The organism is Micromonospora sp. NPDC000316, assembly GCF_042898885.1.
Taxonomy (GTDB): domain Bacteria; phylum Actinomycetota; class Actinomycetes; order Mycobacteriales; family Micromonosporaceae; genus Micromonospora.
The window spans coordinates 45,808-67,357 of the sequence record NZ_JBIAZG010000009.1 but is presented as its reverse complement, the minus strand read 5'-3'; the positions used below and the strand labels follow the sequence as shown (position 1 = coordinate 67,357).

Genomic DNA, 21,550 nt, shown 5'->3' with positions numbered 1-21,550 from the left:
TGCCCATCGTCGAGAACGTGGAGGACACGTGACCGTGCCGACGTACCCCGCCGAGAGCACACGGCCGGCACCGGCCACACCAGAGGCCGCCGAGACACCGGCAGGGACGCTTGCCGGAGCGCGGGCGCAGTTGCTGCACGACGGTTCGGTCGACACGTACCGCATGATGATCGCCGACGGCGTCGACCGGGTCGCCCGGCGGGTGGCCACCGTGCCGCAGCCCGGCACCGGCATCGCCCCCGCCGAGCTGGCCCCCCTTGTCGACCGGGTCGACCTGGACCGGCCGCTTGGCGACGCGGGGGCAGCCCTCGACGAGTTGGAGGACGTCTACCTGAGCGACGCGGTCTGGTTCCACCACCCCCGCTACCTGGCCCACCTCAACTGCCCGGTGGTCATCCCGGCGCTGCTCGGCGAGGCAGTGCTGAGCGCGGTCAACTCCTCCCTGGACACCTGGGACCAGAGCGCGGGCGCCACCCTCATCGAGCGCCGGCTGATCGACTGGACCGCCGCACGGATCGGCCTCGGCGCGGACGCCGACGGCGTGTTCACAAGCGGTGGCAGCCAGTCCAACCTCCAGGCACTGCTGCTGGCCCGGGAGGAGGCGTGCGCCGCCGCGACCACCCCGACGGCCCGCGCCGAGCTGCTGCCCCGGCTGCGCGTGCTCACGTCCACCGCCGGCCACTTCAGCGTGCAGAAGTCGGCAAAGCTGCTCGGCCTCGCCCCGGACGCGGTGATCGCGGTGCCCACCGACGCGCGGCGGCGGATCCGACCCGCCGCCGTCCGCGACGAGATCGCCCGGTGCCGCCAGGCCGGGCAGGTGGTGATGGCCGTCGTCGGCACCGCCGGCACCACCGACTTCGGCTCCATCGACCCCCTCGCCGAGCTGGCCGGGATCTGCGCGGCGGCCGGCGTCTGGCTGCACGTGGACGCCGCGTACGGCTGCGGGCTGCTCGTGTCACCGACGCGCCGGCACCTGCTCGACGGCATCGAGCGGGCCGACTCGGTGACCGTCGACTACCACAAGTCGTTCTTCCAGCCGGTCAGCTCCAGCGCGCTGCTGGTCCGCGACCGGCGGGTGCTGCGGCACGCCACCTACCACGCCGACTACCTCAACCCGGCGCGGATGGTGGAGCAGCAGATCCCCAACCAGGTCGACAAGAGCCTGCAGACCACCCGCCGCTTCGACGCGCTGAAGCTGTGGCTGACGCTGCGGGTGATGGGTCCGGACGCCCTCGGCGCGCTCTTCGACGAGGTGGTGGACCGGGCCGCCGAGGCCTGGCACCTCATCAGCGAGGACCCCCGCTTCGAGGTGGTGACCCGCTCCGAGTTGAGCACCGTGGTGTTCCGCTACCTGCCCACCGGACTGGGCCGCGAGTTCGCCGACGCGGCAAACCTGCACGCCCGGGAGGCGCTTGCCGCGTCCGGCGCCGCGCTTGTCGCCGGGACCCGCGTCGACGGCCGGCACTTCCTGAAGTTCACACTGCTCAACCCGGCCACCACAGTCGCGGACGTGGGCCACGTGCTCGAACTGATCGCCGGCCACGCCGGCCGGTACGTGGCCGAGCGCACCGCCGCCGACCTGACCTGCCACGTCTGCTGACGCCGTGACCCCGAAACCGCCGCGTCCCCTGACCCCGTGACTCCGAAACCGCGCCGGGAGGCCCGGATGTCCACCCACGATTTCATCGCCATCGGGCTCGGCCCCTACAACCTGGGCCTGGCCTGCCTCACCGCGCCGATCGACGAGCTGGACGGCGTGTTCCTGGAGGCCCGGCCCAGCCTGGCCTGGCATCCGGGCATGCTGCTGGAGTCGGCCCGGCTGCAGACCCCGTTCATCGCCGACCTGGTGAGCCTCGCCGACCCCACCTCGCCGTACTCCTTCCTCAACTACCTCAAGGAGATCGGCCGGCTCTACCCGTTCTACATCCGGGAGAGCTTCTATCCGCTGCGCAGCGAGTACGACGCGTACTGCCGGTGGGCGGCTGCCAAGCTGCCGAACCTGCGCTTCGGCCAGTCCGTGACCACAGTGGAGTACGACCCTGCCGACGGACGGTACGTCGTGCGGGCCGACACCGGCACGGGGGAGAGCGTCGAGTACCGCGCCGCGCACCTGGTGCTCGGCACCGGCACCCCACCGCACCTGCCCGCCGCCGTGGACGGGTTGCCCGGCGACGCGGTGCACAACTCGCGCTATCTGGAGCACCGGGACATGCTGCGCACCAAGCGCAGCATCACAGTGGTGGGCAGCGGGCAGAGCGCCGCCGAGATCTACCACGACCTGCTCGGTGACCTTGACAGGTACGGCTACCAGCTCAACTGGGTCACCCGCTCGCCGCGGTTCTTCCCCCTCGAATACACCAAGCTGACGTTGGAGATGACGTCACCGGACTACGTGGACTATTTCCACGCGCTGCCCGAGCAGACCCGCTACCGGCTGGAGGCCGAGCAGAAGGGCCTGTTCAAGGGCATCAACGCCGATCTGATCAACGACATCTTCGACCTGCTCTACGCGCACAGCGTCGACGGGCCGGTGAACACCCGGCTGCTGACAAACACCGAGCTGGTCAGCGCCGAGCACCACGATGGCGCGTACACCCTGGGGTTGCGGCACGTGGAGCAGGAGCGGGACTTCACAGTGCGCACCGAGGGGTTGGTGTTGGCCACCGGCTACCACTACCGGGTGCCGGATTTCCTCGCCCCGGTGCGCGACCGGATCCGCTGGGACGCGCACGGCCGGTTCGACGTGGCCCGCAACTACAGCATCGACCACACCGGGCGGGGCATCTTCCTGCAGAACGCGGGCACCCACACCCACAGCATCACCTCGCCCGACCTGGGCATGGGCCCGTACCGCAACTCCTGGATCATCCGTGAGCTGCTCGGCCGGGAGCACTACCCAATCGAGAAGAGCATCACCTTCCAGGAGTTCGGCGCACCGGCCGGCGTGTCGTCGTGAGCGTCGTCTTCACCCGCGCCGACGAGCGGCTCGGCGAGTTCGCCCTGCGTACCCTCGATCCGGAGGCCGACGCCGCACTGCTGCACGGCTGGGTGACCCACCCGAAGGCGGCGTTCTGGCTGATGCAGGACGCCGACGAGGCCGGCGTGGCCGAGGAGTACCGGCGCATCGCCGAGCATCCGCACCACGACGCGTACCTCGGCCTGTGGCGGGGGAGTCCGGCGTTTCTGGCCGAGCGGTACGACCCAGCGCACGTCGAGCTGGTCGGCTTGTACGACGCTCAGCCGGGTGACGTGGGCATGCACTTCCTCTGCGCACCCACTGGCGCTCCGGTGCACGGCTTCACCCGAGCGGTGATCACCACAGTGCTGGCATGGTTGTTCGCCGATCCGGCGACGCGGCGGGTGGTGGTCGAGCCGGACGTGCGCAACACCGCCGTGCACGCGCTGAACGCCGCCGTCGGCTTCGAGGTCGTCGGCACCGTCGCGAAGCCCGAGAAGGACGCGCTGCTCAGCGTCTGCACCCGAGCCCAGTTCCAGGCCGCCGTCACCACAGTCGAAGGAGCCCAGGCGTGACCGCCACCGCCGTCCCCACCCCGACCTCCGCGCCCGCCGCCCCCGGCGACCCGGTCGGGCACCTCACCCCGCAGCGCTGGGCTCGGGCCAACCGGCTGCTGGTCCGCAAGGCGCTCGCCGAGTTCACCCACGAACGGCTGATCACGCCCGCGCCGGCGCCCGGCCACGACGACAGGCAGTGGTACGAGGTCCGCAGCGACGACGGCACAGTCACCTACCGGTTCGCGGCCCGGCTGCTCGCTCTGGAGCACTGGCAGATCGACGCCGACAGCATCACCCGGCACCGCGACGGCACCCCGCTGCCGCCCGACGCGGTGGACCTGATCGTCGAGCTGCGCGACACCCTCGGACTCTCCGCGCGGGTGCTGCCGGTCTATCTGGAGGAGATCACCTCCACGCTGGCGGGCACCGCGTACAAGCTGGCCCAGGCCGCGCCGAGCGCCGCCGAGTTGGCCGTGGCGGATTTCCAGACCATCGAGACGTCGATGACCGAGGGGCATCCCTGCTTCGTTGCCAACAACGGCCGGCTCGGCTTCGGCGTCGACGAATACCACAGGTACGCCCCGGAAACCGCTACGCCGATCCGGCTGGAGTGGCTGGCCGCGCACCGCGACCACTCGACGTTCAGCAGCGCCGCCGACCTCGACTACGACACGCTGATCGCGGGGGAGCTGGACCCGCAGACCCGGGCCCGGTTCGCGGCCACGATGGCCGGTCTCGGCCTGGACCTCGCCGACTACCACCTGATCCCCGCGCACCCGTGGCAGTGGTTCAACAAGCTGGCGGTCACCTTCGCCGGTGAGCTGGCGCAGCGCCGGCTTGTGCACCTCGGCCCCGGGCCGGACGAATACCTCGCCCAGCAGTCCATCCGTACGTTCTTCAACGTCACCGAGCCGAGCCGGCACTACGTCAAGACGGCGCTGTCGGTGCTGAACATGGGCTTTATGCGCGGGCTGTCCGCCGCGTACATGGCCGCCACCCCGGCGATCAACGACTGGCTGGCCGACCTCATCGCGAACGACGAGGTGCTGACCGGCACCGGCCTGACCGTGATCCGGGAGCGGGCCGCGGTGGGCTACCGGCACCGGCAGTACGAGGCGGCCACCGAGCGCACCTCCCCGTACCGCAAGATGTTTGCCGCCCTGTGGCGGGAGAGCCCGGTGCCCGGCCTCGCGCCGGGGCAGCGACTGACCACGATGGCCGCGCTGCTGCACGTCGACAGCGACGGCGGTTCGCTGGCGGCGGAGCTGATCGCCCGGTCGCCGCTGGCGCCCGAGGTGTGGCTGCGCCGCTACCTGGACGCCTACCTGACCCCGCTGCTGCACAGCTTCTACGCCCACGACCTGGCCTTCATGCCGCACGGCGAGAACGTCATCCTGGTCCTCGACGAGCAGTCCACAGTCCAACGGGTGATCTTCAAGGACATCGCCGAGGAGATCGCGGTGATGAGTGCCGAGGTGGAGTTGCCGGAGGCGGTCGAGCGGATCCGCGTCGAGGTGCCCGACGACACCAAGCTGCTGACCATCTTCACCGATGTTGTCGACTGCTTCCTGCGCCACCTCAACGCGGTGCTCGTCGAGGCAGGGGTGCTGCCCCAGGACGACTTCTGGCGGGCTGTCGCGGCGTGCGCGTCCGACTACTTCGACCGGGTGCCGCACCTGACCGAGCGGGTCCGCCACTACGACCTGTTCGCACCGGAATTCACCCTGTCCTGCCTCAACCGGCTGCAACTGCGCGACAACCAGCAGATGATCGACCTCGCCGACCCGTCGGCAGCGCTCCAGTTCGTCGGCACCCTCGCCAACCCATTGGCTGCCCACGCACCAGGCCGCTGATGGCGCCCGCGTCGGGTGGTGCAGTGTGGGGGACATGGATCTTCTCCGTACCGCGAGTCTGCTCGCCGCCACCCTCACCACAGGTCTGACAGCCGGCCTTTTCGCGGCTTTCGCCTACGCGGTGATGCCGGGTCTCCGCCGCACCGACGGCCGCACTGTGGTGCTCGCGATGCAGCGGATCAACGAGTCGATCCTCAACGGATGGTTCGCCGTCTGTTTCGGCGGCGCACTGGTGTTCACGCTTCTGGCGGCGGCGCTGCACCTGGACGCCGAGCACCGGGCGGTGCTGCCGTGGATCGTCGCGGGACTGCTGTCCTACCTGGTCGTGCTCGGCGTCACCGCAGTGGTGAACGTCCCGCTCAACAACGTGCTGGCAGGGGCCGGCGACGTCGACCGGGTCGCCGACCCGGCGGCGCTCCGAGAGCGTTTCGAGACGCCCTGGGTACGCGGCAACGTGGTCCGTGCCATCGCGTCGACAGGCGCGTTCGGGCTGCTCGCGTGGGCTCTGGTCGAGGCCGGGAGCCTGCCCGCCTGAGGCGCGGTGTTATCGATAACACCTGTGATGCCAGCGCGACGTCGCCGGTAACAGCGCTGATCAACGCTTAAACCGTACTCATTGTCTTGAATGAAAGCGGTCATCAGACGTAACATGCCGGACACGGATGTGAGCGCTAACGCTCGTATCCGACCGCCCTGTCGAGCCCGTCCCGCCCGGCTGTGCTCCGTCGCCTGTTGCGCTCTCCGTGGAGGTTCCATGTCACCCCTGCCCATCAGCCGCCGCCGCGTGCTGCAAGCCGCCGGCGCCACCGCCGTCATCTCCGCCACCGGCGGGACAGTCCTGGGCGCTGGCCCCGCCGCCGCTGCCGTCGTCCCGCCGGCGCGCGCCGACCTCGGCGTCGGGGCGTACCCCTTCGAGCTCGGTCAGGTGCGACTGACCTCCGGCCGCTGGCTGGACAACCAGAACCGGACCCTCAACTACCTGCGCTTCGTCGACGTCGACAGGCTGCTCTACAACTTCCGTGCCAACCACCGGCTGTCCACCAACGGCGCCGCCACCAACGGCGGCTGGGACGCGCCGAACTTTCCCTTCCGGACCCACATGCAGGGGCACTTCCTGACCGCCTGGGCCCACGGCTACGCCGTGCTTGGCGACACCACCTGCCGGGACAAGGCGAACTACATGGTGGCCGAGCTGGCCAAGTGCCAGGCGAACAACGGCGCTGCCGGATTCGGCACGGGATACCTCTCCGGTTTCCCGGAGTCCGACTTCGCAGCCCTTGAGGCACGGACGCTGTCCAACGGCAACGTGCCCTACTACTGCATCCACAAGACCCTCGCCGGGCTGCTCGACGTGTGGCGCTACACGGGCAACACGCAGGCGCGCTCGGTGCTGCTGGCACTGGCGGGCTGGGTCGACGCACGGACGAGCCGGCTGAGCGCCAGCCAGATGCAGTCGATGCTGGGCACCGAGTTCGGCGGCATGAACGAGGTGCTCACCGACATCTACCAGCAGACCGGCGACGCGCGCTGGCTCACCACCGCCCAGCGGTTCGACCACGCAAGCGTGTTCAACCCCCTGGCCTCCAACCAGGACCAGCTCAACGGGCTGCACGCCAACACGCAGGTGCCCAAGTGGGTGGGCGCGGCCCGGGAGTTCAAGGCCACCGGCACCACCCGGTACCGCGACATCGCCTCCAACGCCTGGAACATCACAGTCGGCGCGCACACGTACGCCATCGGCGGCAACAGCCAGGCGGAGCACTTCCGCGCGCCGAACGCGATAGCCGGCTACCTCAGCAACGACACCTGCGAGCAGTGCAACACCTACAACATGCTCAAACTGACCCGGGAGCTGTGGCTGCTCGACCCGAACCGGACCGACTACTTCGACTTCTACGAGCGTGCCCTGATCAACCATCTGATCGGAGGGCAGAACCCGGCCGACAGCCACGGCCACATCACCTACTTCACGCCGCTGCGACCGGGCGGGCGTCGAGGTGTGGGCCCAGCGTGGGGCGGCGGCACGTGGAGCACCGACTACAACTCGTTCTGGTGTTGCCAGGGCACCGGCCTGGAGATCAACACGAAGTTGATGGACTCCATCTACTTCTACAACGGCACCACCCTGACGGTGAACCTGTTCGTGCCGTCGGTGCTGACCTGGTCGCAGCGGGGTGTCACGGTCACCCAGACCACCAGCTACCCGGTGGGTGACACCACCACGCTCACCCTGTCGGGCACGATGAGCGGCTCGTGGGGCATCCGGGTCCGCATTCCGGCGTGGACCAGCGGCGCGACGATAAGCGTCAACGGTGTGGCGCAGTCGGTCACCACCACGCCCGGCAGCTACGCGACGATCACCCGGGCCTGGGCCGCGGGCGACACCATCACCGTACGCCTGCCGATGCGAGTGATCATGCGGGCGGCAAACGACAACGCGTCAGTCGCCGCCGTCACGTACGGGCCGAGCGTGCTCTGCGGCAACTACGGCAACACCACGCTCAACGCGCTGCCGGCGCTCGCCGTCTCGTCCATCGCCCGGACCAGCACCAGTTCGCTCGCGTTCACCGCCACCGCGAACGGGACGACAGTCAACCTCGGGCCGTTCCAGGACGCCCACGGCTACAACTACACCGTCTACTGGAACACCGCGGGCAGCGGCGGCGGCGGCAGTCACCGGCTGGTGAACGTCGGCACAGGCCTGGTCCTCGGTGTCCAGAACATGTCCACCGCCGACGGTGGGCTCGCCGTGCAGTGGGGTGACACCGGCACCGCCGACCACAACTGGGTGGTGGTGACCGACGGCAACGCGGTGCGGTTCCGCAACGTCAACAGTGGCAAGGTCCTCGGGGTGGAGAACATGTCCACCGCCGACAACGCGCGCGTCCTGCAGTGGGCCGACAACGGCACCGCCGACCACAGGTGGACCCTCGTGGACAACGGGGACGGCACCTACCGGATCCGCAACGTCAACAGCGGCAAGCTGCTGGGCATCCTGAACGGTTCGACCGCCTGGGGCGCGCAGGCCGTGCAGGACCCGGACAACGGCAGCGCGGACAACCGCTGGCGGCTCGTGCCCAACGCCTGACGGCAGGGCAGGGCCACGTCGAGGCCCGGCCTGGCTCAGTCGGCCGACCCGGCCCGCTCGAACGCGCGGGCCAACTGAGCCAGGTCGAGGCCCTCGAAGTGCCGGAGAAACCGCCGGCGTACGGCTGCCAGATGGCTCGGCCAGGACTCCTCCAGGCGGGCCAGGCCCGCGTCGGTGAGGACGGCGTTCCAGCCTCGGGCGTCCTCCTCGCACCGCTCGCGCTTGACCAGGTCCTGGTTCTCCAGCCGGATGACGGTGCGGGTCATACCGCTCAGCGAGAGGTGGCAGACCGAGGCCAGTTCGTGCATGCGCATCCGCCGGCCCGGCGCCTCGGAGAGGTTCATCAGGGCGGTGTACTCGGTGAGCGGTAACTGCCGGTCACCGGTCATGTCGGCGTCGATCGTGCGGGGCAGCACGTTCATCATCTGGCCCAGGGCGCGGACCAGGGCCTCCTCGTCGGGGCCGAGGGGTCGCGGAGGTTCGGCGCGGTGGTCGGACATCGACCCAGCATAGTTGCTTGCTTGAGCAAGTGCTCACGCTCAGTGTGATCACAGCCACGAGAGCGACATCTGCTTGACCAGTCAAGGAGTGGCTAGCGTTCCGGCGGCACACCGACAAGGACCTTCTGAAGGCGCCAGCCGTCCCGCCGCTGGCTCGGCCGTCCCGCTGGTCCTGCTGGCTCTGCCTGCCCTCGGGTCTGTCAGGAGTCCAGCCGGTCACGACGGGCGGCACCACAAGTGGTTGGCGTCCTTTGGAGCTGATGTCGTAAACGATTCAGGCGTGCCGGCGTGCTGCCGATTCGTCTACGACATCAGCTCCAAAGCGTCTTCGGTAGGTACGGCGGGCAGCCGATTCGTCTACGGGCCGGGCATGCCATGCGGATCGGGCTTGCCATGCGGGCCGGGCTTGCCGTCCATCAGGTCCAGAGGGCTTCGCGCGGGCGCGGGCGCGCGCTCAGGAGGCCCAGGCCCAAGCCGGATCCGTCGGTGGCTGCGCGGAGGGGGGCCGGACCGGTCAGAACTCCTGGTACATGACGTGCAGGCCGACCCGGCCGAGAGTGGGGTGGCGGAACGCGCCCGGCACGGTGCCGACCACCTCGAAGCCCTCCCGCCGGTACAGGTCCACCGCCGACCGGTTGCTCTCGACCACGGCGTTGAACTGCATGCCGGCGTACCCCTGGTGGCGGGCCCAGGTCAGGGCGTCGCGGCACAGCGCGGTGCCGACGCCCTGGCCCCGGGCGTCGGCGGCGACCATGAAGCTGGCGGTGGAGACGTGCGCGCCCGGCCCGGGCCGGTTGGTGCCCATTTTCGCGGTGCCGAGCACCCGCTCGCCGTCGGCCGCCACGACGGTCCGCCCGGGTGGGGCCTCCGCCCACATGCCGTATGCCGCGTCCGGGGTCATCGCCGGGTCGTAGGGGAAGGTCTCCTGCGCCCGGATCACGTCCTGGATGATCGGCCACACCTGCGACCAGTCCTGCTCGACGAACTCGCGAATCACCACCCGGCGCAGGCTACGCAGACGCGCCGGAGCGGACAACAGCGATTTCCTCGTCGAGCAGGGCCGACAGCCTGGCGTGCCGCCCCGGGTGGCTCTGCCGGGTCATGCCTCGGCTGGGCATCTCCACAGTCATGAGCAGGTACAGGTGCAGGCGGTAGAGGCCGAGCCGCCGCCGGGCGGAGTCATTCAGCAGCAGCGGCTCACCGGCAACGCTGCGATAGCCGCGCAGCAGTGGATGCTCCGGCTCGTCCTCGATCCGGCGGTAGAGCAGCGGCGAGACCAGATCCAGCAGCGGATCGCCGTACAGGCAACGCTCCCCGTCCACCAGGCCGCACAGCCGCAGTTGGCCCTCCGCGTCGGGCGCGGCAAGCACGTTGCCGTCCCAGCAGTCGAAGTGCAGCCGCGCCGGCCGGCGAACCTCGTCCAGAACGTCGGCGTGCCGTCCGACAAGCGCGTGTAGCTGGTCCGGGGTGACCGGCAGCGGGACGCCCCAGTCGGCGGCGTCGGCGAGCAGCGCGTCGAGCATCGCGGTGAACGCCGCCCGCCAGGTCGCCCCGCTGGCCCGACCGCCCTCGTAGCCGAACCGGTCGCCGCTGATCTCGTGTAGCGCGGCGAGTGCCGCCCCGAGGTCGTACCGCACCGGGCCGTCGTCCACCGGGGCACCCGATACGGCGAGGTCGGCCAGGGATCGGCCGGGCAGCAACCCGGTGACCAGCCACTCGCCGTACGCCGGGTCGGTGCCGTGGTGCAGGACCGGGGGTACGGGAACGTGCGGCACCCGCTCGGCGACCAGCCGGAAATGGCGCGCCTCGGCGGCGCACAGCCCTCGTTCGTAGCGCAGCAGACGCGTTCCGGCCGGCGGGAACACCTTCAGCACCACCCGGCGGTCGTCGTCGAGCAGAACCCACCAGACCGTCGCGTACCCGCCGCCGGTCAGCGGGCCCGCGTCGCGTACCCGGGTCGACGAACCGAACGACGCGCGGACCAGGTAGGTCACGTCGTCCGTCGTGAGGGGACGCTGCGTCGGGCTGGTGGCGGTCACGACGCGGCGTCGGCCCGGCGGGCATCGGGCGGCGAGCCGGCGGTGTCCCACCCGGGATGCGGTGCGGGGCCGGCGGTGCCGCGGCGGACCAGTTCGGCGGGGAGTACCTCGACCCGTGGCGCTGGCTCCTGCGCGCCGAGCACCAGGGACATCGCCCGGACTCCCATGTCGACAAGCGGCAGCCGCACGGTGGTCAGCGCCGGAGTCACGTCCCTGGCGATCGGCATGTCGTCGAAGCCCACCACGGAGACCTGCTGGGGCACGGCCAGCGAGCGGGCGCGCAGGGTGGCGAGCGCGCCGATGGCCATCGAGTCGTTGAGCGCCACGATCGCGGTCAGGTCGGGGTCGGCGTCGAGCAGCCGGGCGGTGGCCTCGGCGCCGCCGTCGCGGTCGAATTCGGCGTACCGGATGCGTCGCTCGGTCAGTTCGCGGCCCTGCTCGCCGAGGGCCTGCCGGAGCCCCGCGAGCCGGTCGGTGGTGGTGGTGAGGATGCGGGGGCCGGCGACCACGCCTATCGCCCGGTGGCCCAACTCGCACAGTTCCCGGCCGGCCAGGTAGCCGCCGGCCCGGTTGTCGGGCATCACCGCGTCGCCGAAGTGCTCGTGCCGGCCGATCACCACGACCCGCCCGCCGGTGGCCTCGTACGCGGCGAGCTTCTCGTTGAGGTGTCGGGTGAAGGCGTCGTCGTGGTAGCCGGAGCCGGCCAGGATCAGCGCCGCCACCTGGTGGCCGCGCAGCAGCTCCACGTACTCCAGCTCGCGGTCCGGGTCGCGGTAGCTGTTGCAGATCATCAGCAGCCGGCCCTGGTCGGTGGCGACCCGTTGCAGCCCGCGGGTGATCTCGGCGAAGTACGGGTCGGAGACGTCGTGCACGATCACGCCTACCGCGCTGCGGTGCGATCGGGCCAGCAGTTGGGCGTGGGCGTTCGGCACGTACTGCAACTCGGCGACGGCGGCGAGCACCCGTTCGCGCAGTTCGTCGGTGACCGGCTTGCTGCTGCCGTTGATCACGCGGGAGGCGGTGGCGGGTGAGACGCCTGCGCGTCGTGCCACGTCGGACAGGGTCGCCATGGCCGCCCTCTCGGTGTGTCGCCGGCGGTCCGCCGTGCCGGTCAGCGTCACGGTACCGCAGTGAAAGCCCTTTCCCGCCGGGAGGCCCTGAGGGTGTGACGTGGATCGAGGAAAGGCCTTGCCTGGCGTGGGAGGCCCGCCTACGCTCGCGGGAAAGCGTTTGCCTGACCCGCCGCCCGGCCCGATCCATGGTTGCCGTGCCGGCCTCAGAGGAGGTTCCGCGTGACCATGACCCGCAGGTCGATCGGCATCATCGTCAACGGCGTGACCGGCAGAATGGGCTACCGCCAGCACCTCGTCCGGTCGTTGCTGGCGATCCGTGCGGCCGGCGGCGTGCCCATGGCCGACGGCACGACCATCTGGCCCGAGCCCGTCCTGGTCGGCCGCAACGAGACCAAGCTCCGGGAGCTCGCCGAGCGGCACGGCCTGACCGACTGGACCACCGACCTGACCTCCGCGCTGGCCCGCGACGACGTCGAGATCTACTTCGACGCGCAGGTCACCCAGCAGCGGGAGAAGGCGATCCGGCAGGCCATCGAGGCCGGCAAGCACATCTACACCGAGAAGCCCCTCGCCGAGGACACCGCCGCCGCGCTCGACCTCGCCCGGGCCGCCGACGCGGCAGGGGTCCGCACCGGCGTCGTACAGGACAAGCTCTTCCTGCCCGGCCTGCGCAAACTCAAGCGGCTCGTCGACGGCGGCTTCTTCGGCCGGATCCTCTCGGTGCGCGGCGAGTTCGGCTACTGGGTCTTCGAAGGCGACTGGCAGCCGGCCCAACGTCCCTCGTGGAACTACCGGGCCGAGGACGGCGGCGGCATCGTCGTCGACATGTTTCCGCACTGGCACTACGTGCTGGAGGAGCTGTTCGGGCGGGTGAACGCCGTCTCCTGCGTCACCGCCACCCACGTGCCGGAGCGGGTCGACGAGGACGGCCGTGCCTACCCGGCCACCGCCGACGACGCCGCGTACGCCGTCTTCGAGCTGGACGGCGGGGTGATCGCGCAGCTCAACTCGTCCTGGGCGGTTCGGGTGTACCGCGACGAGCTTGTGGAGTTCCAGGTCGACGGCACCGAGGGCAGCGCGGTGGCGGGGCTGCGACGCTGCCGGGTGCAGCACCGGGCGGTCACGCCGAAGCCGGTGTGGAATCCGGACCTCCCGGTCACCGAGGACTTTCGGGCACAGTGGGCCGAGGTGCCCGACAACGAGGAGTTCGACAACGGGTTCAAGGTGCAGTGGGAGGCGTTCCTGCGGCACGTCGTGGCCGGCGAGCCGTTCCGGTGGGACTTCCTCGCCGGCGCACGCGGTGTGCAGCTCGCCGAGCTGGGGCTGCGCGCGGCCCGCGAGGGCGTCCGCGTCGAGGTGCCGGAGCTGCGCTCGTGACCGCACCCGATGTGGTGCTGCCCGGTGGTCGGCGGCACCGGCTCGCCGGGGGGAGCGGCTTCGCCCGCCCGACCACGCCTGCCACCAGCCGGATCGCGTACGCCGCCGCGCACGTGGTGGCCGATCCGGGCGCGGAGAACGTGCCCGGCGCTCTGGCGGCGGTGGACTGGGACACCACACTCGCGTTCCGGCGGCACCTGTGGTCGTACGGGCTGGGGGTCGCCGAGGCGATGGACACCGCCCAGCGGGGGATGGGGCTTGACTATCCGGCGACCCGTGAGCTGATCCGGCGCAGCGCCGCCGAGGCGCGCGCGGTGGGCGGGCGGATCGTCGCAGGTGTCGGCACCGACCAGCTGCCGGCCGGCCCGGCCACGCTCGCCGAGGTGACCGCCGCGTACATCGAGCAGCTCGGCGACGTCCGCGCGGCCGGCGCCCGGCCGGTGCTGATGTGCAGCCGGCACCTGGCCGCCGCCGCCCGCGGCCCGGAGGACTACCTGCGGGTGTACGACGAGCTGCTGACCGCCGCCGACGAACCGGTGGTGCTGCACTGGCTGGGCCCGATGTTCGACCCGGCGTTGACCGGCTACTGGGGTGCGGCCGACCTGGACCTGGCCGCCGACACGGTCGTCGAGCTGATCAAGGCACACAAGTCGACTGTGGACGGCATCAAGGTGTCGCTGCTGGACGCCGGCCGGGAGGTCGCGCTGCGTCGCCGGCTACCGGCGGGGGTACGCCTCTACACCGGCGACGACTTCCACTACCCGGAGCTGATCCGGGGTGACGAGGTGGGCCACTCCGACGCGCTGCTCGGGGTGTTCGCGGCCATCGCACCTGCCGCCGCCGCCGCGCTGGCGGCCCTCGATCGTGGCGACCTGGCGGCGTACGACGAGATCTTCGCGCCGACCGTGCCGCTGGCAAGGCACCTGTTCGCGGCCCCGACCTGGCACTACAAGACGGGCATCGTGTTCCTGGCCTGGCTTTCCGGGCACCAGGACCACTTCACGATGGTCGGCGGTGCGCAGTCCGGCCGGTCCCCGGAGCACCTGGCCACCCTGCTCACCCTTGCCGACGCGGCGGGGCTGCTGCCCGACGCCGACCTGGCCGCCGCCCGGGCACGGGCTTTCTTCACCGTGGCAGGTATCGCCCAATGAGCCTGGAGCGCTTCTCGTTCAATCAGGCGACCGCCCAGCGGTGGCCGCTGCCCGACGTGGTGGCCGGTTGCGTGGCGGCCGGTGTGCCGGGGATCGGGTTGTGGCGGGAGCCGGTCGCGGAGTACGGGCTGGCCCGCTCGGTAAAGCTGGTCCGCGACGCCGGCCTCGCGGTCACCTCGCTGTGTCGGGGTGGGTTCTTCTCGGCCGACGACTGGCGCTCGGAGAACCTGCGGGCCATCGAGGAGGCGGCCGCGCTGGGTGCGCCCGAGCTGGTGCTGGTCTCCGGTGGGCTGCCGCCGGGCAGCCGCGACATCGACGGCGCGCGGCGTCGGGTGGCCGACGCGATCGGTGAGTTGGCGCCGCACGCGGCGGCGGCAGGTGTGCGGCTGGCGATCGAGCCGCTGCACCCGATGTTCGCCGCCGACCGTTGCGTCATCGCGACCCTCGGGCAGGCGCTGGACATCGCCGAGCGGTTCGACCCGGCCGTGGTCGGCGTGGTCGTGGACGCGTACCACGTGTGGTGGGACGACACCGTGTACGCGCAGATCGCGCGTGCCGGCCCGCGGATCGCCGCGTTCCAGGTCTGCGACTGGGTGACGCCGCTGCCGGAGGGGGTGCTGCTCGGTCGGGCGCTGCCCGGCGACGGCTGCATCGAGTTGCGTCGGCTGCGCGAGGCGGTGGACGCGGCAGGCTATGTCGGCCCGATCGAGGTGGAGGTCTTCTCCGCCGAGGTCTGGGCGCGGCCGGGCGCGGAGGTGTTGGACGCGGCCATCACGGGCTACCTACGCCACGTCGCCTGACGTGGCCCGACCGTGCGAGCGCCTAGCGCTGCCAGGCGTCCAGAGTCCGTACGCCGTCGCGTACCGCCCGGTCCAGGGTGGCCGGGTTGCCGCTGGTGCCCTCCCAACCCTGGTCGTCGAACACCGTCGCCGCGTTGCCGACGCGCGCCACAGCGATCTGGCTGGAGGCGGTGCCGCCGGTGCGTTCTCCGTTCAGGCTCGTCGCGGCCCACGTCCGGGTCAGCAGCAGGGCGTCGTCGCCGACTCCGGGCAACGCGCGGCTCTCGACAGTGACCGGGTTGTCGCCCTGCTGATAGGTCGGGCACGCCAGCACGGCGCTGCGAACTCGCCCCAGGTAGTCCGAGGCGCCGTCGCCGTCGAAGGTGAAGATGGTCTGGTGGATCATGCCCTGCGGCACGTTCGTGGGTGGCTCGTCGGGCTTCTTGTAGGTGACTGTCATCGCGGCGCTCGCGGTCACCTGCCGGCCGCCGGTGCCGAACTCGTTGGCGCACAACTTCGGTAGGGCGTTGGTCACGGGTGTCACCTGCCGGGGCGACTTGCGCAACTCGGGGGGCAGCTCGAAGAAGGCCGATGTGGGAATGGTCGTCTGCCGGGCGCTTGTCGTCGGCGACGGCTGACCGGCAGGGCTCGTCGAGGTCGCCACGGCCGTCGGCGTCGGCGTGGACGACGCCGCGCCGGTCGAGGGCTCACCGTCGGTGCAGGCCGAGCCCACGGTGACGGTGCCGATCAGCGGCAGGATCAGCGCGAGGACCCTCGTCGTCCGGTTGGTCGGTGGTGTGTACCGGCTCATGGCTATACCCCCATCTCCCCACCAGCAGTTTCCGCCGGCAGGTCCGCCGAAACGCGTACGGCCGCACCGACACGCCGCGACAGGTCATGGACGGCTGACGGTCAGTGGTCGGTGGCGACGACCGCGGCGACCAACAGCAGGACGCCCACTGCGATCTCTGCACACAGGACACCCAGGAAGAGCTTCGGGTGGTCGACGAACAGGCGAAGCATGCGCAACGGTCCCGGGAGCGTCTGGCCCGCGCGTAGTCGCCGAGCGGCCCATATCCGCAGGGCGGTGTTCGCGAGGGCGAAGGCGAGAGCGAGAACGCCGAGAACGCCGAACGGAGTCTGCGACGACGCGTCTGTGGAGCTGCTGACGGCGGTGGGGAGCACGGGGTAGACCGTCGCACGGCAGCGCGACGCTGTAAAGGATCATCGGATGTCTCGATGGACGGTGTCCGTGGCCGAAGGGCATCCCGTCGATGGAAAAAAGTGCAGAATGATCTCCGCTCCGCAGGGGAGCGTGTGAAAGGAGCCTCGTGACCAACAGCACGAGCAGAGTCAGGCTGCGACGATTGGCGATACCGACGTTGGTCGTCGCCCTGATCACCGGCACAACCGGTGGCGCGGCGTCGGCAGCCCCCGGGAAGCAGGCGGCCGACAGCCGCGCGGGTTACTTCTCCACCGGGTCCGACCGGAAGGTCACCCTGACCGACGGCGCCGACCGTCGCCCGAACGGCAACCACGCGGCCAGCCCGAAGGTCGCCGTGGACGCGAACGGTTCCGGCGTGTACGTCGTCGAGTTGGCCGAGGAGCCGCTGACCAGGTACGCCGGTGGTGTGTCCGGTCTGACGCGGACACGTCCGGAGCCGGGCGCCCGACTGGACGTGACGTCGACGCCGTCGCAGGCGTACCGCCGACACCTCGACGCGCAGCGGGCCGCCGTCGCCAGCAAGGCCGGGGTCGAGGTCAGGGCGGCTTACGGCACGGTCTTCAACGGGTTCTCGGCGCGGTTGACCGCCCAGCAGGCTGCCGCGTTGCGGGCGGACAAGCGGGTCCGCGCCGTCACTGCCGCACAAGCGCTCGGTAATGAGACAACGTTGCCACGCGCGACCGATCCGACCGCTGCCACCCCCACCGGGGCTGCGGAGGCCGATCCGTCGACGCCAGCCACCGCTGCGGACCGCCCCGAGCCCGACAAGCCCGAGAAGCCCGGTAAGCCAGGGAAGCCCGGTAAGCCAGGGAAGCCGGGCAAGCCGGGTCCCGGCACCGGCTCGGGCATGGTGATCGGTGTTCTGGACACCGGCATCTGGCCGGAGAGCGCGTCGTTCGCCAAGAAGATGCCCGCCCCGGCGGGCTGGCACGGCACCTGCCAGACCGGTGTCGCCTTCGTGGCCGAACACTGCAACGGCAAGATCGTCGGCGCCCGGTACTTCGCCGACTCGTGGCTCGCCTACGGCGGCTCGGTGCCCGAGGGTGAGGTGCTGTCCCCGCGCGACATGGCGGGGCACGGCACCCACACCGCCTCCACCGCGGCAGGTCTGTCGTTGCCGGACGTCACGATCGACGGCCGCCGCTTCGGTCCCGTCTCCGGGACCGCACCGGACGCCCAGATCGCCGTCTACAAGGTGCTCTGGGGTGGCGCGGGCTTCGACGCCGACATCATCGCCGGCATCGACGCGGCCGTCGCCGACGGGGTGAACGTCATCAACTTCTCGATCGGCAGCGACCTCGGCGACTGGGAGGCCAACACCCCGATCGGTGTCGCGTTCCTCAACGCCTCGCTGGCCGGGGTGTTCGTGGCGGCGTCGGCGGGCAACACCGGCATCGTGAGCGGGGCCATCAGCAACGCGGCGCCCTGGGTGACCACGGTCGGCGCGGCGGTGACGAAACTCGACGAGGCGACTGTCACGTTGGGTGACGGCACGAAGCTCGTCGGCGGCTCACTGGACGCTCTGCCCGGCGGCAACGCACGGTCGATCGTCTTCGGCGAACAGGCCGGGTCCCTGGAGCAGGGGTCGGCGTACTGCGAACCGGGAAGCCTGGACCCTGCCAAGATCAAGGGCAGGGTGGTCGCCTGCGCGCTGTACAACCCGTTCAACTCCGCCGCCGAGGTCAAGGCGAAGGGCGGGGCGGCGATGGTGTCGTTCGACCCGGTCGGCAACTACCGGATCAACTCGATCTACAACTTCCCGGTGGTCTACCTGCCGACCGAGAAGCAGGCCGGCACGTTGTTCACCTATCTGATGCGCCACCCCACCGACGCGAAGGTGTCTCTGCGCAGCGGCGGTGACGGCTCCAGCGTCCCGGGCATACCCAGCGTCGCGGACTTCTCGTCCACCGGCCCGAACAAGGTGGCCACCGGCGTCTTCAAGCCGGACCTGGTCGCGCCGGGCTCGAACATCATCGCCGCGGTCTCCCCGGCCGGCAACTTCGGGCGCAACTACGACGCGTACTCGGGCACCTCGATGGCCTCGCCCTACGTGGCCGGCGCGGCGGCGATCCTGCGTGCCACGCATCCGACCTGGTCACCCGCTACGGTCGCCTCGGCGTTGCGGACCACGGCCACCGACACCGTCGGCACCAGCAGCCCTCTGGACCAGGGCAGCGGCTTCATCAACCTGGCCAAGGCCACCGACCCCGGCCTGGTCATCCAGCCGTCGGCGGCGGACCTGGTCACGTTCAGCGAGACAGCCCAGCCCGACGGCAAGGAACTCAACCTGCCGGCCATCTCGTTGCGCGAGTACGACGGCACCCGCCCGGTGACGATCACCCGCACCCTGACCAACGTGGGCAAGGAGCGGGAAACCTACCGTTCGTCGGTGTCCGGCCTGGACAACATGAAGGTCAGCGTGACGCCGGCATCGGTGACGCTGGAGCCGGGCAAGTCCGCCACGGTGACCATCACCGTGCGCCGGGGCAACGCGCCCTGGGACCGGTACGTGACCGGTTCGATCACCTGGCGCGGCAAGTCCCACAGTGCCCGCATCCCGGTCGCCGCCCGACCGTGGGGAATCAGCCCCCGGCCCTACGCCGACGACGGTGAGGAGTACGGCCGGATGGTCAACGGCGCGTTCGGCGCCCTCCAGCCGGGCTTCACGGGGCCACTCGCCGGCCGCAGCACCGGCTACACGCCGATGGTGCGGACGGCGTACTCGATGCCGGCCGGCGTCGACGGCGGGGTGTTCGACCCGAACGCCACCGGCGTGAAGAAGGTCGACTTCACCGTGCCGGCGAACACCGCCGGCATCGTCATCGAGGTCAACACCGACAACCCGAACGCGAACCTGGATCTCTACCTGTACAAGGGTGACACCCTGATCCACCGCAGTGACAGATCCTGGACCAGCGAGGAGCAGGCGTACAAGTTCCTGCCCGAGCCGGGGCGCTACACCGCGTACGTGTTCGCCCAGGTGCCCGGTGGCCCGGTCGTCAACTTCGAACTGGGCCACGCCATCATCGGTCGTAACGCCACGTACTCGGCCGCCACGCTGACCGTCCCTCGCACGGCGGAGCGCGGCATGTCGACCAACTTCACTCTGAAGCCGAACACGTCGCTGCCGGAGGGCGACGTGTGGGGCTACACCGAGTGGAGCACGAACGGCACGGTCATCCCCGGAAACCTCGTCTACACGCGGCGAGACGCCTGGGAGTAACAGGTACCGACCGGTGGGGTGGTGCGTCCCGGACGCACCACCCCACCGGGGTGTCATCTCGTCAGCCCAGCGGCTGTGCCGACCGGCCGCCGTCGGTGGCCACGCCCGCACCCTTGGGCACGGTGATCGGTGCGGTGACGATGCGGCTGGGCAGCACCGGGGCGTCCCGGCCGGTGCCCCGTCGGCCGTCGCCGCCGCCCGTCTGCTCGTGGTAGTCCTGCTCCACGTTCACCGACCAGACGTCGTGCGTACTGCCTGTGGCGATGTTGTCGGCAGTGAGCATCGCGGTCAGCATCGAGTGGTCCTGGTTGTTGTAACGGTGCATGCCGTTGCGCCCCACCGGGTGCACGTTCGGCACCGCCTCGGCCAGCCACCCCCGGATCACGTCCACGTTGTGCTGGTAGCGCTCGTCGTACACCGGATAGGCCTTCGGCATCCGCACCACGTGACCGGCCTCCACCACACCGGACCGGACCAACCCCAACCGCTCCAGCTCCGCGGTGGCCAACGCCACGAGGTCGGCGTCCGGGGTACGCCACATCTCGTCGCCCTCGAACACGAAGTACTCCAGGCCGAGGCAGGTCCGGCCGTCCTTGACCAGGTACGGCGACCAGGAGCCGAAGTTCTGGATCCGGCCCACCCGCACCGCCGGGTCGTGCACGTAGATCCAGTTGTCAGGGAACGAGAACTCCGCCGGCACTACGAGGGCGACGGTCAGAAAGTCGCGGTAGTGCAGGTCGGCGGCGCAGGCCAGCACCTCCGGCGGCGCGGGCGGGCGCAGGGCTGCCACCAGCTCCGAGATCGGCATGGACGAGATCACGTCGTCGGCCGGCTCGGTGCGCTGACCCCCGGCACCGTTGACGGTCACACTTATCGCCCGCCGGCGTTGCGGGTCGCGGTGCACGGCGGTCACCCACGTGCCGGTCGAGAGGTGCCCGCCGCGCTGGCGGACCTGCTCGGCGCAGCGCTCCCACATCATCCCCGGCCCGAGCTTCGGATACTGGAATTCCTCGATCAGGCTTGTCACGTCGGTGCGCCGCCGCCGGGGCAGCAGCGCATTGCGGATCGCCGTGGCCAGCGACAGGTTCTTGATCCGCTGCGCGGCCCAGTCGGCCTGCAACCGGTCCGCCGGCATCCCCCAGACCTTCTCGGTGTACGTCTTGAAGAAGATCGAATACAGCCGCCAGCCGAACCGGGCCGACACCCAGCCCTCGAAGTGTGACTGGTCGCGCGGTGGGCGCAGCCGTGCCCGGGCGTACGAGCCCAGGCAGCGGACGGCCTCCGGCAGCCCCAGGTTGCGCAGCGCGTTCGTGGCGCTGAGCGGGTAGTTGAACAGTGCGCCCCGGTAGAAGATGCGGCTCATCCGGGGCCGGGTCAGGAAGTCCTCGTCCGGCAGGATCTCGTGCCAGAACGCCTCCACCCTCGGCACCTTCGTGAAGAACCGGTGCCCGCCGATGTCGAACCGCCACCCGTCGCGCTCCACGGTCCGGCTGATCCCGCCGACCACCTCGTCGGCCTCGAAGACCCGGACCGGCTGGCCGTGCCGCAGCAACTCGTACGCCGCCGTGAGCCCCGCCGGCCCCGCACCGATGACCACCGTGCCGTGCTGCTCGCTCATGCCGCCGTACTCCCTGTTCACTGCCGTGGTTGAGGCGCGACGCCTACCCGTTCCGCGGCAGATGTCACCTTCACGACCCGGCGGTCCTGAGTTTCGACTCCGTCCGGGCGC

17 protein-coding genes are annotated in these 21,550 nt (G+C 70.7%); 10 read left to right on the top strand and 7 right to left on the bottom strand.

Going from position 1 to position 21,550, the window contains the following annotated elements; translation table 11 throughout:
- Positions 1-28: 28 nt before the first annotated feature.
- The 6 genes from ACFY2Q_RS18880 to ACFY2Q_RS18855 all read left to right on the top strand — a co-directional run bounded on the left by ACFY2Q_RS18880 (position 29) and on the right by ACFY2Q_RS18855 (position 8,454).
- Positions 29-1,600 carry a pyridoxal phosphate-dependent decarboxylase family protein gene (locus ACFY2Q_RS18880; protein ID WP_387131750.1) on the top strand — a complete coding sequence of 524 codons (1,572 nt, stop codon included), beginning with the start codon at positions 29-31 and terminating at the stop codon, positions 1,598-1,600.
- 66 nt (positions 1,601-1,666) lie between these two features.
- Positions 1,667-2,956: a lysine N(6)-hydroxylase/L-ornithine N(5)-oxygenase family protein gene (locus ACFY2Q_RS18875; protein ID WP_387131749.1), complete on the top strand. Its 1,290-nt coding sequence runs from the start codon at positions 1,667-1,669 to the stop codon at positions 2,954-2,956.
- Positions 2,953-3,531, top strand: coding sequence for a GNAT family N-acetyltransferase (locus ACFY2Q_RS18870; protein ID WP_387131748.1), 579 nt, complete (start codon positions 2,953-2,955; stop codon positions 3,529-3,531). Before ACFY2Q_RS18875 ends, ACFY2Q_RS18870 begins: the two co-directional genes overlap by 4 nt.
- Positions 3,528-5,366, top strand: a complete 1,839-nt coding sequence (locus ACFY2Q_RS18865; protein ID WP_387131746.1) for an IucA/IucC family protein — start codon at positions 3,528-3,530, stop codon at positions 5,364-5,366. Before ACFY2Q_RS18870 ends, ACFY2Q_RS18865 begins: the two co-directional genes overlap by 4 nt.
- Positions 5,367-5,400: 34 nt before the next feature.
- Positions 5,401-5,901 carry a DUF1772 domain-containing protein gene (locus ACFY2Q_RS18860; RefSeq protein ID WP_387131745.1) on the top strand — a complete coding sequence of 167 codons (501 nt, stop codon included), beginning with the start codon at positions 5,401-5,403 and terminating at the stop codon, positions 5,899-5,901.
- Between the two features lie 219 nt (positions 5,902-6,120).
- A complete protein-coding gene (locus tag ACFY2Q_RS18855) occupies positions 6,121-8,454 on the top strand; it encodes a beta-L-arabinofuranosidase domain-containing protein (protein ID WP_387131743.1) in 2,334 nt (777 codons plus the stop codon).
- A 35-nt stretch (positions 8,455-8,489) separates the two neighbouring features.
- Here the strand turns inward: ACFY2Q_RS18855 and ACFY2Q_RS18850 are convergent, their stop codons facing one another.
- The 4 genes from ACFY2Q_RS18850 to ACFY2Q_RS18835 form a co-directional block, all read right to left on the bottom strand.
- Complete coding sequence (locus ACFY2Q_RS18850) at positions 8,490-8,954, bottom strand: MarR family winged helix-turn-helix transcriptional regulator (protein ID WP_387131741.1); 465 nt, start codon at positions 8,952-8,954, stop codon at positions 8,490-8,492.
- Positions 8,955-9,468: 514 nt separating this feature from the next.
- Positions 9,469-9,954: a GNAT family N-acetyltransferase gene (locus tag ACFY2Q_RS18845; protein ID WP_387131739.1), complete on the bottom strand. Its 486-nt coding sequence runs from the start codon at positions 9,952-9,954 to the stop codon at positions 9,469-9,471.
- Positions 9,955-9,964: 10 nt separating this feature from the next.
- Positions 9,965-10,948, bottom strand: a complete 984-nt coding sequence (locus tag ACFY2Q_RS18840; protein WP_387131738.1) for a phosphotransferase family protein — start codon at positions 10,946-10,948, stop codon at positions 9,965-9,967.
- A gap of 41 nt (positions 10,949-10,989) precedes the next feature.
- Positions 10,990-12,063, bottom strand: a complete 1,074-nt coding sequence (locus tag ACFY2Q_RS18835) for a LacI family DNA-binding transcriptional regulator (protein ID WP_387131737.1) — start codon at positions 12,061-12,063, stop codon at positions 10,990-10,992.
- A gap of 228 nt (positions 12,064-12,291) precedes the next feature.
- Between ACFY2Q_RS18835 and ACFY2Q_RS18830 the strand changes: the two genes are divergently transcribed.
- The 3 genes from ACFY2Q_RS18830 to ACFY2Q_RS18820 are packed head-to-tail and all read left to right on the top strand — an operon-like array spanning position 12,292 to position 15,394.
- Positions 12,292-13,443, top strand: coding sequence for a Gfo/Idh/MocA family protein (locus tag ACFY2Q_RS18830; RefSeq protein ID WP_387132080.1), 1,152 nt, complete (start codon positions 12,292-12,294; stop codon positions 13,441-13,443).
- A complete protein-coding gene (locus ACFY2Q_RS18825) occupies positions 13,440-14,594 on the top strand; it encodes a dihydrodipicolinate synthase family protein (RefSeq protein WP_387131735.1) in 1,155 nt (384 codons plus the stop codon). The genes ACFY2Q_RS18830 and ACFY2Q_RS18825 overlap by 4 nt, the downstream gene beginning before the upstream one ends.
- Complete coding sequence (locus ACFY2Q_RS18820) at positions 14,591-15,394, top strand: sugar phosphate isomerase/epimerase family protein (RefSeq protein ID WP_387131733.1); 804 nt, start codon at positions 14,591-14,593, stop codon at positions 15,392-15,394. Before ACFY2Q_RS18825 ends, ACFY2Q_RS18820 begins: the two co-directional genes overlap by 4 nt.
- A 22-nt stretch (positions 15,395-15,416) precedes the next feature.
- On the opposite strand, the gene ACFY2Q_RS18815 is transcribed toward ACFY2Q_RS18820, so the two are convergent.
- Both ACFY2Q_RS18815 and ACFY2Q_RS18810 read right to left on the bottom strand, forming a co-directional pair.
- Positions 15,417-16,184, bottom strand: coding sequence for a hypothetical protein (locus ACFY2Q_RS18815; protein WP_387131732.1), 768 nt, complete (start codon positions 16,182-16,184; stop codon positions 15,417-15,419).
- A 101-nt stretch (positions 16,185-16,285) separates the two neighbouring features.
- On the bottom strand, positions 16,286-16,558 hold the full coding sequence (locus tag ACFY2Q_RS18810; protein WP_387131731.1) for a hypothetical protein: 273 nt from the start codon (positions 16,556-16,558) through the stop codon (positions 16,286-16,288).
- 182 nt (positions 16,559-16,740) lie between these two features.
- On the opposite strand from ACFY2Q_RS18810, the gene ACFY2Q_RS18805 reads away from it, so the two are divergent.
- Positions 16,741-19,821, top strand: coding sequence for a S8 family serine peptidase (locus ACFY2Q_RS18805; RefSeq protein ID WP_387131729.1), 3,081 nt, complete (start codon positions 16,741-16,743; stop codon positions 19,819-19,821).
- Between the two features lie 61 nt (positions 19,822-19,882).
- Here the strand turns inward: ACFY2Q_RS18805 and ACFY2Q_RS18800 are convergent, their stop codons facing one another.
- On the bottom strand, positions 19,883-21,439 hold the full coding sequence (locus tag ACFY2Q_RS18800; protein ID WP_387131728.1) for an NAD(P)/FAD-dependent oxidoreductase: 1,557 nt from the start codon (positions 21,437-21,439) through the stop codon (positions 19,883-19,885).
- Positions 21,440-21,550: the final 111 nt, after the last annotated feature.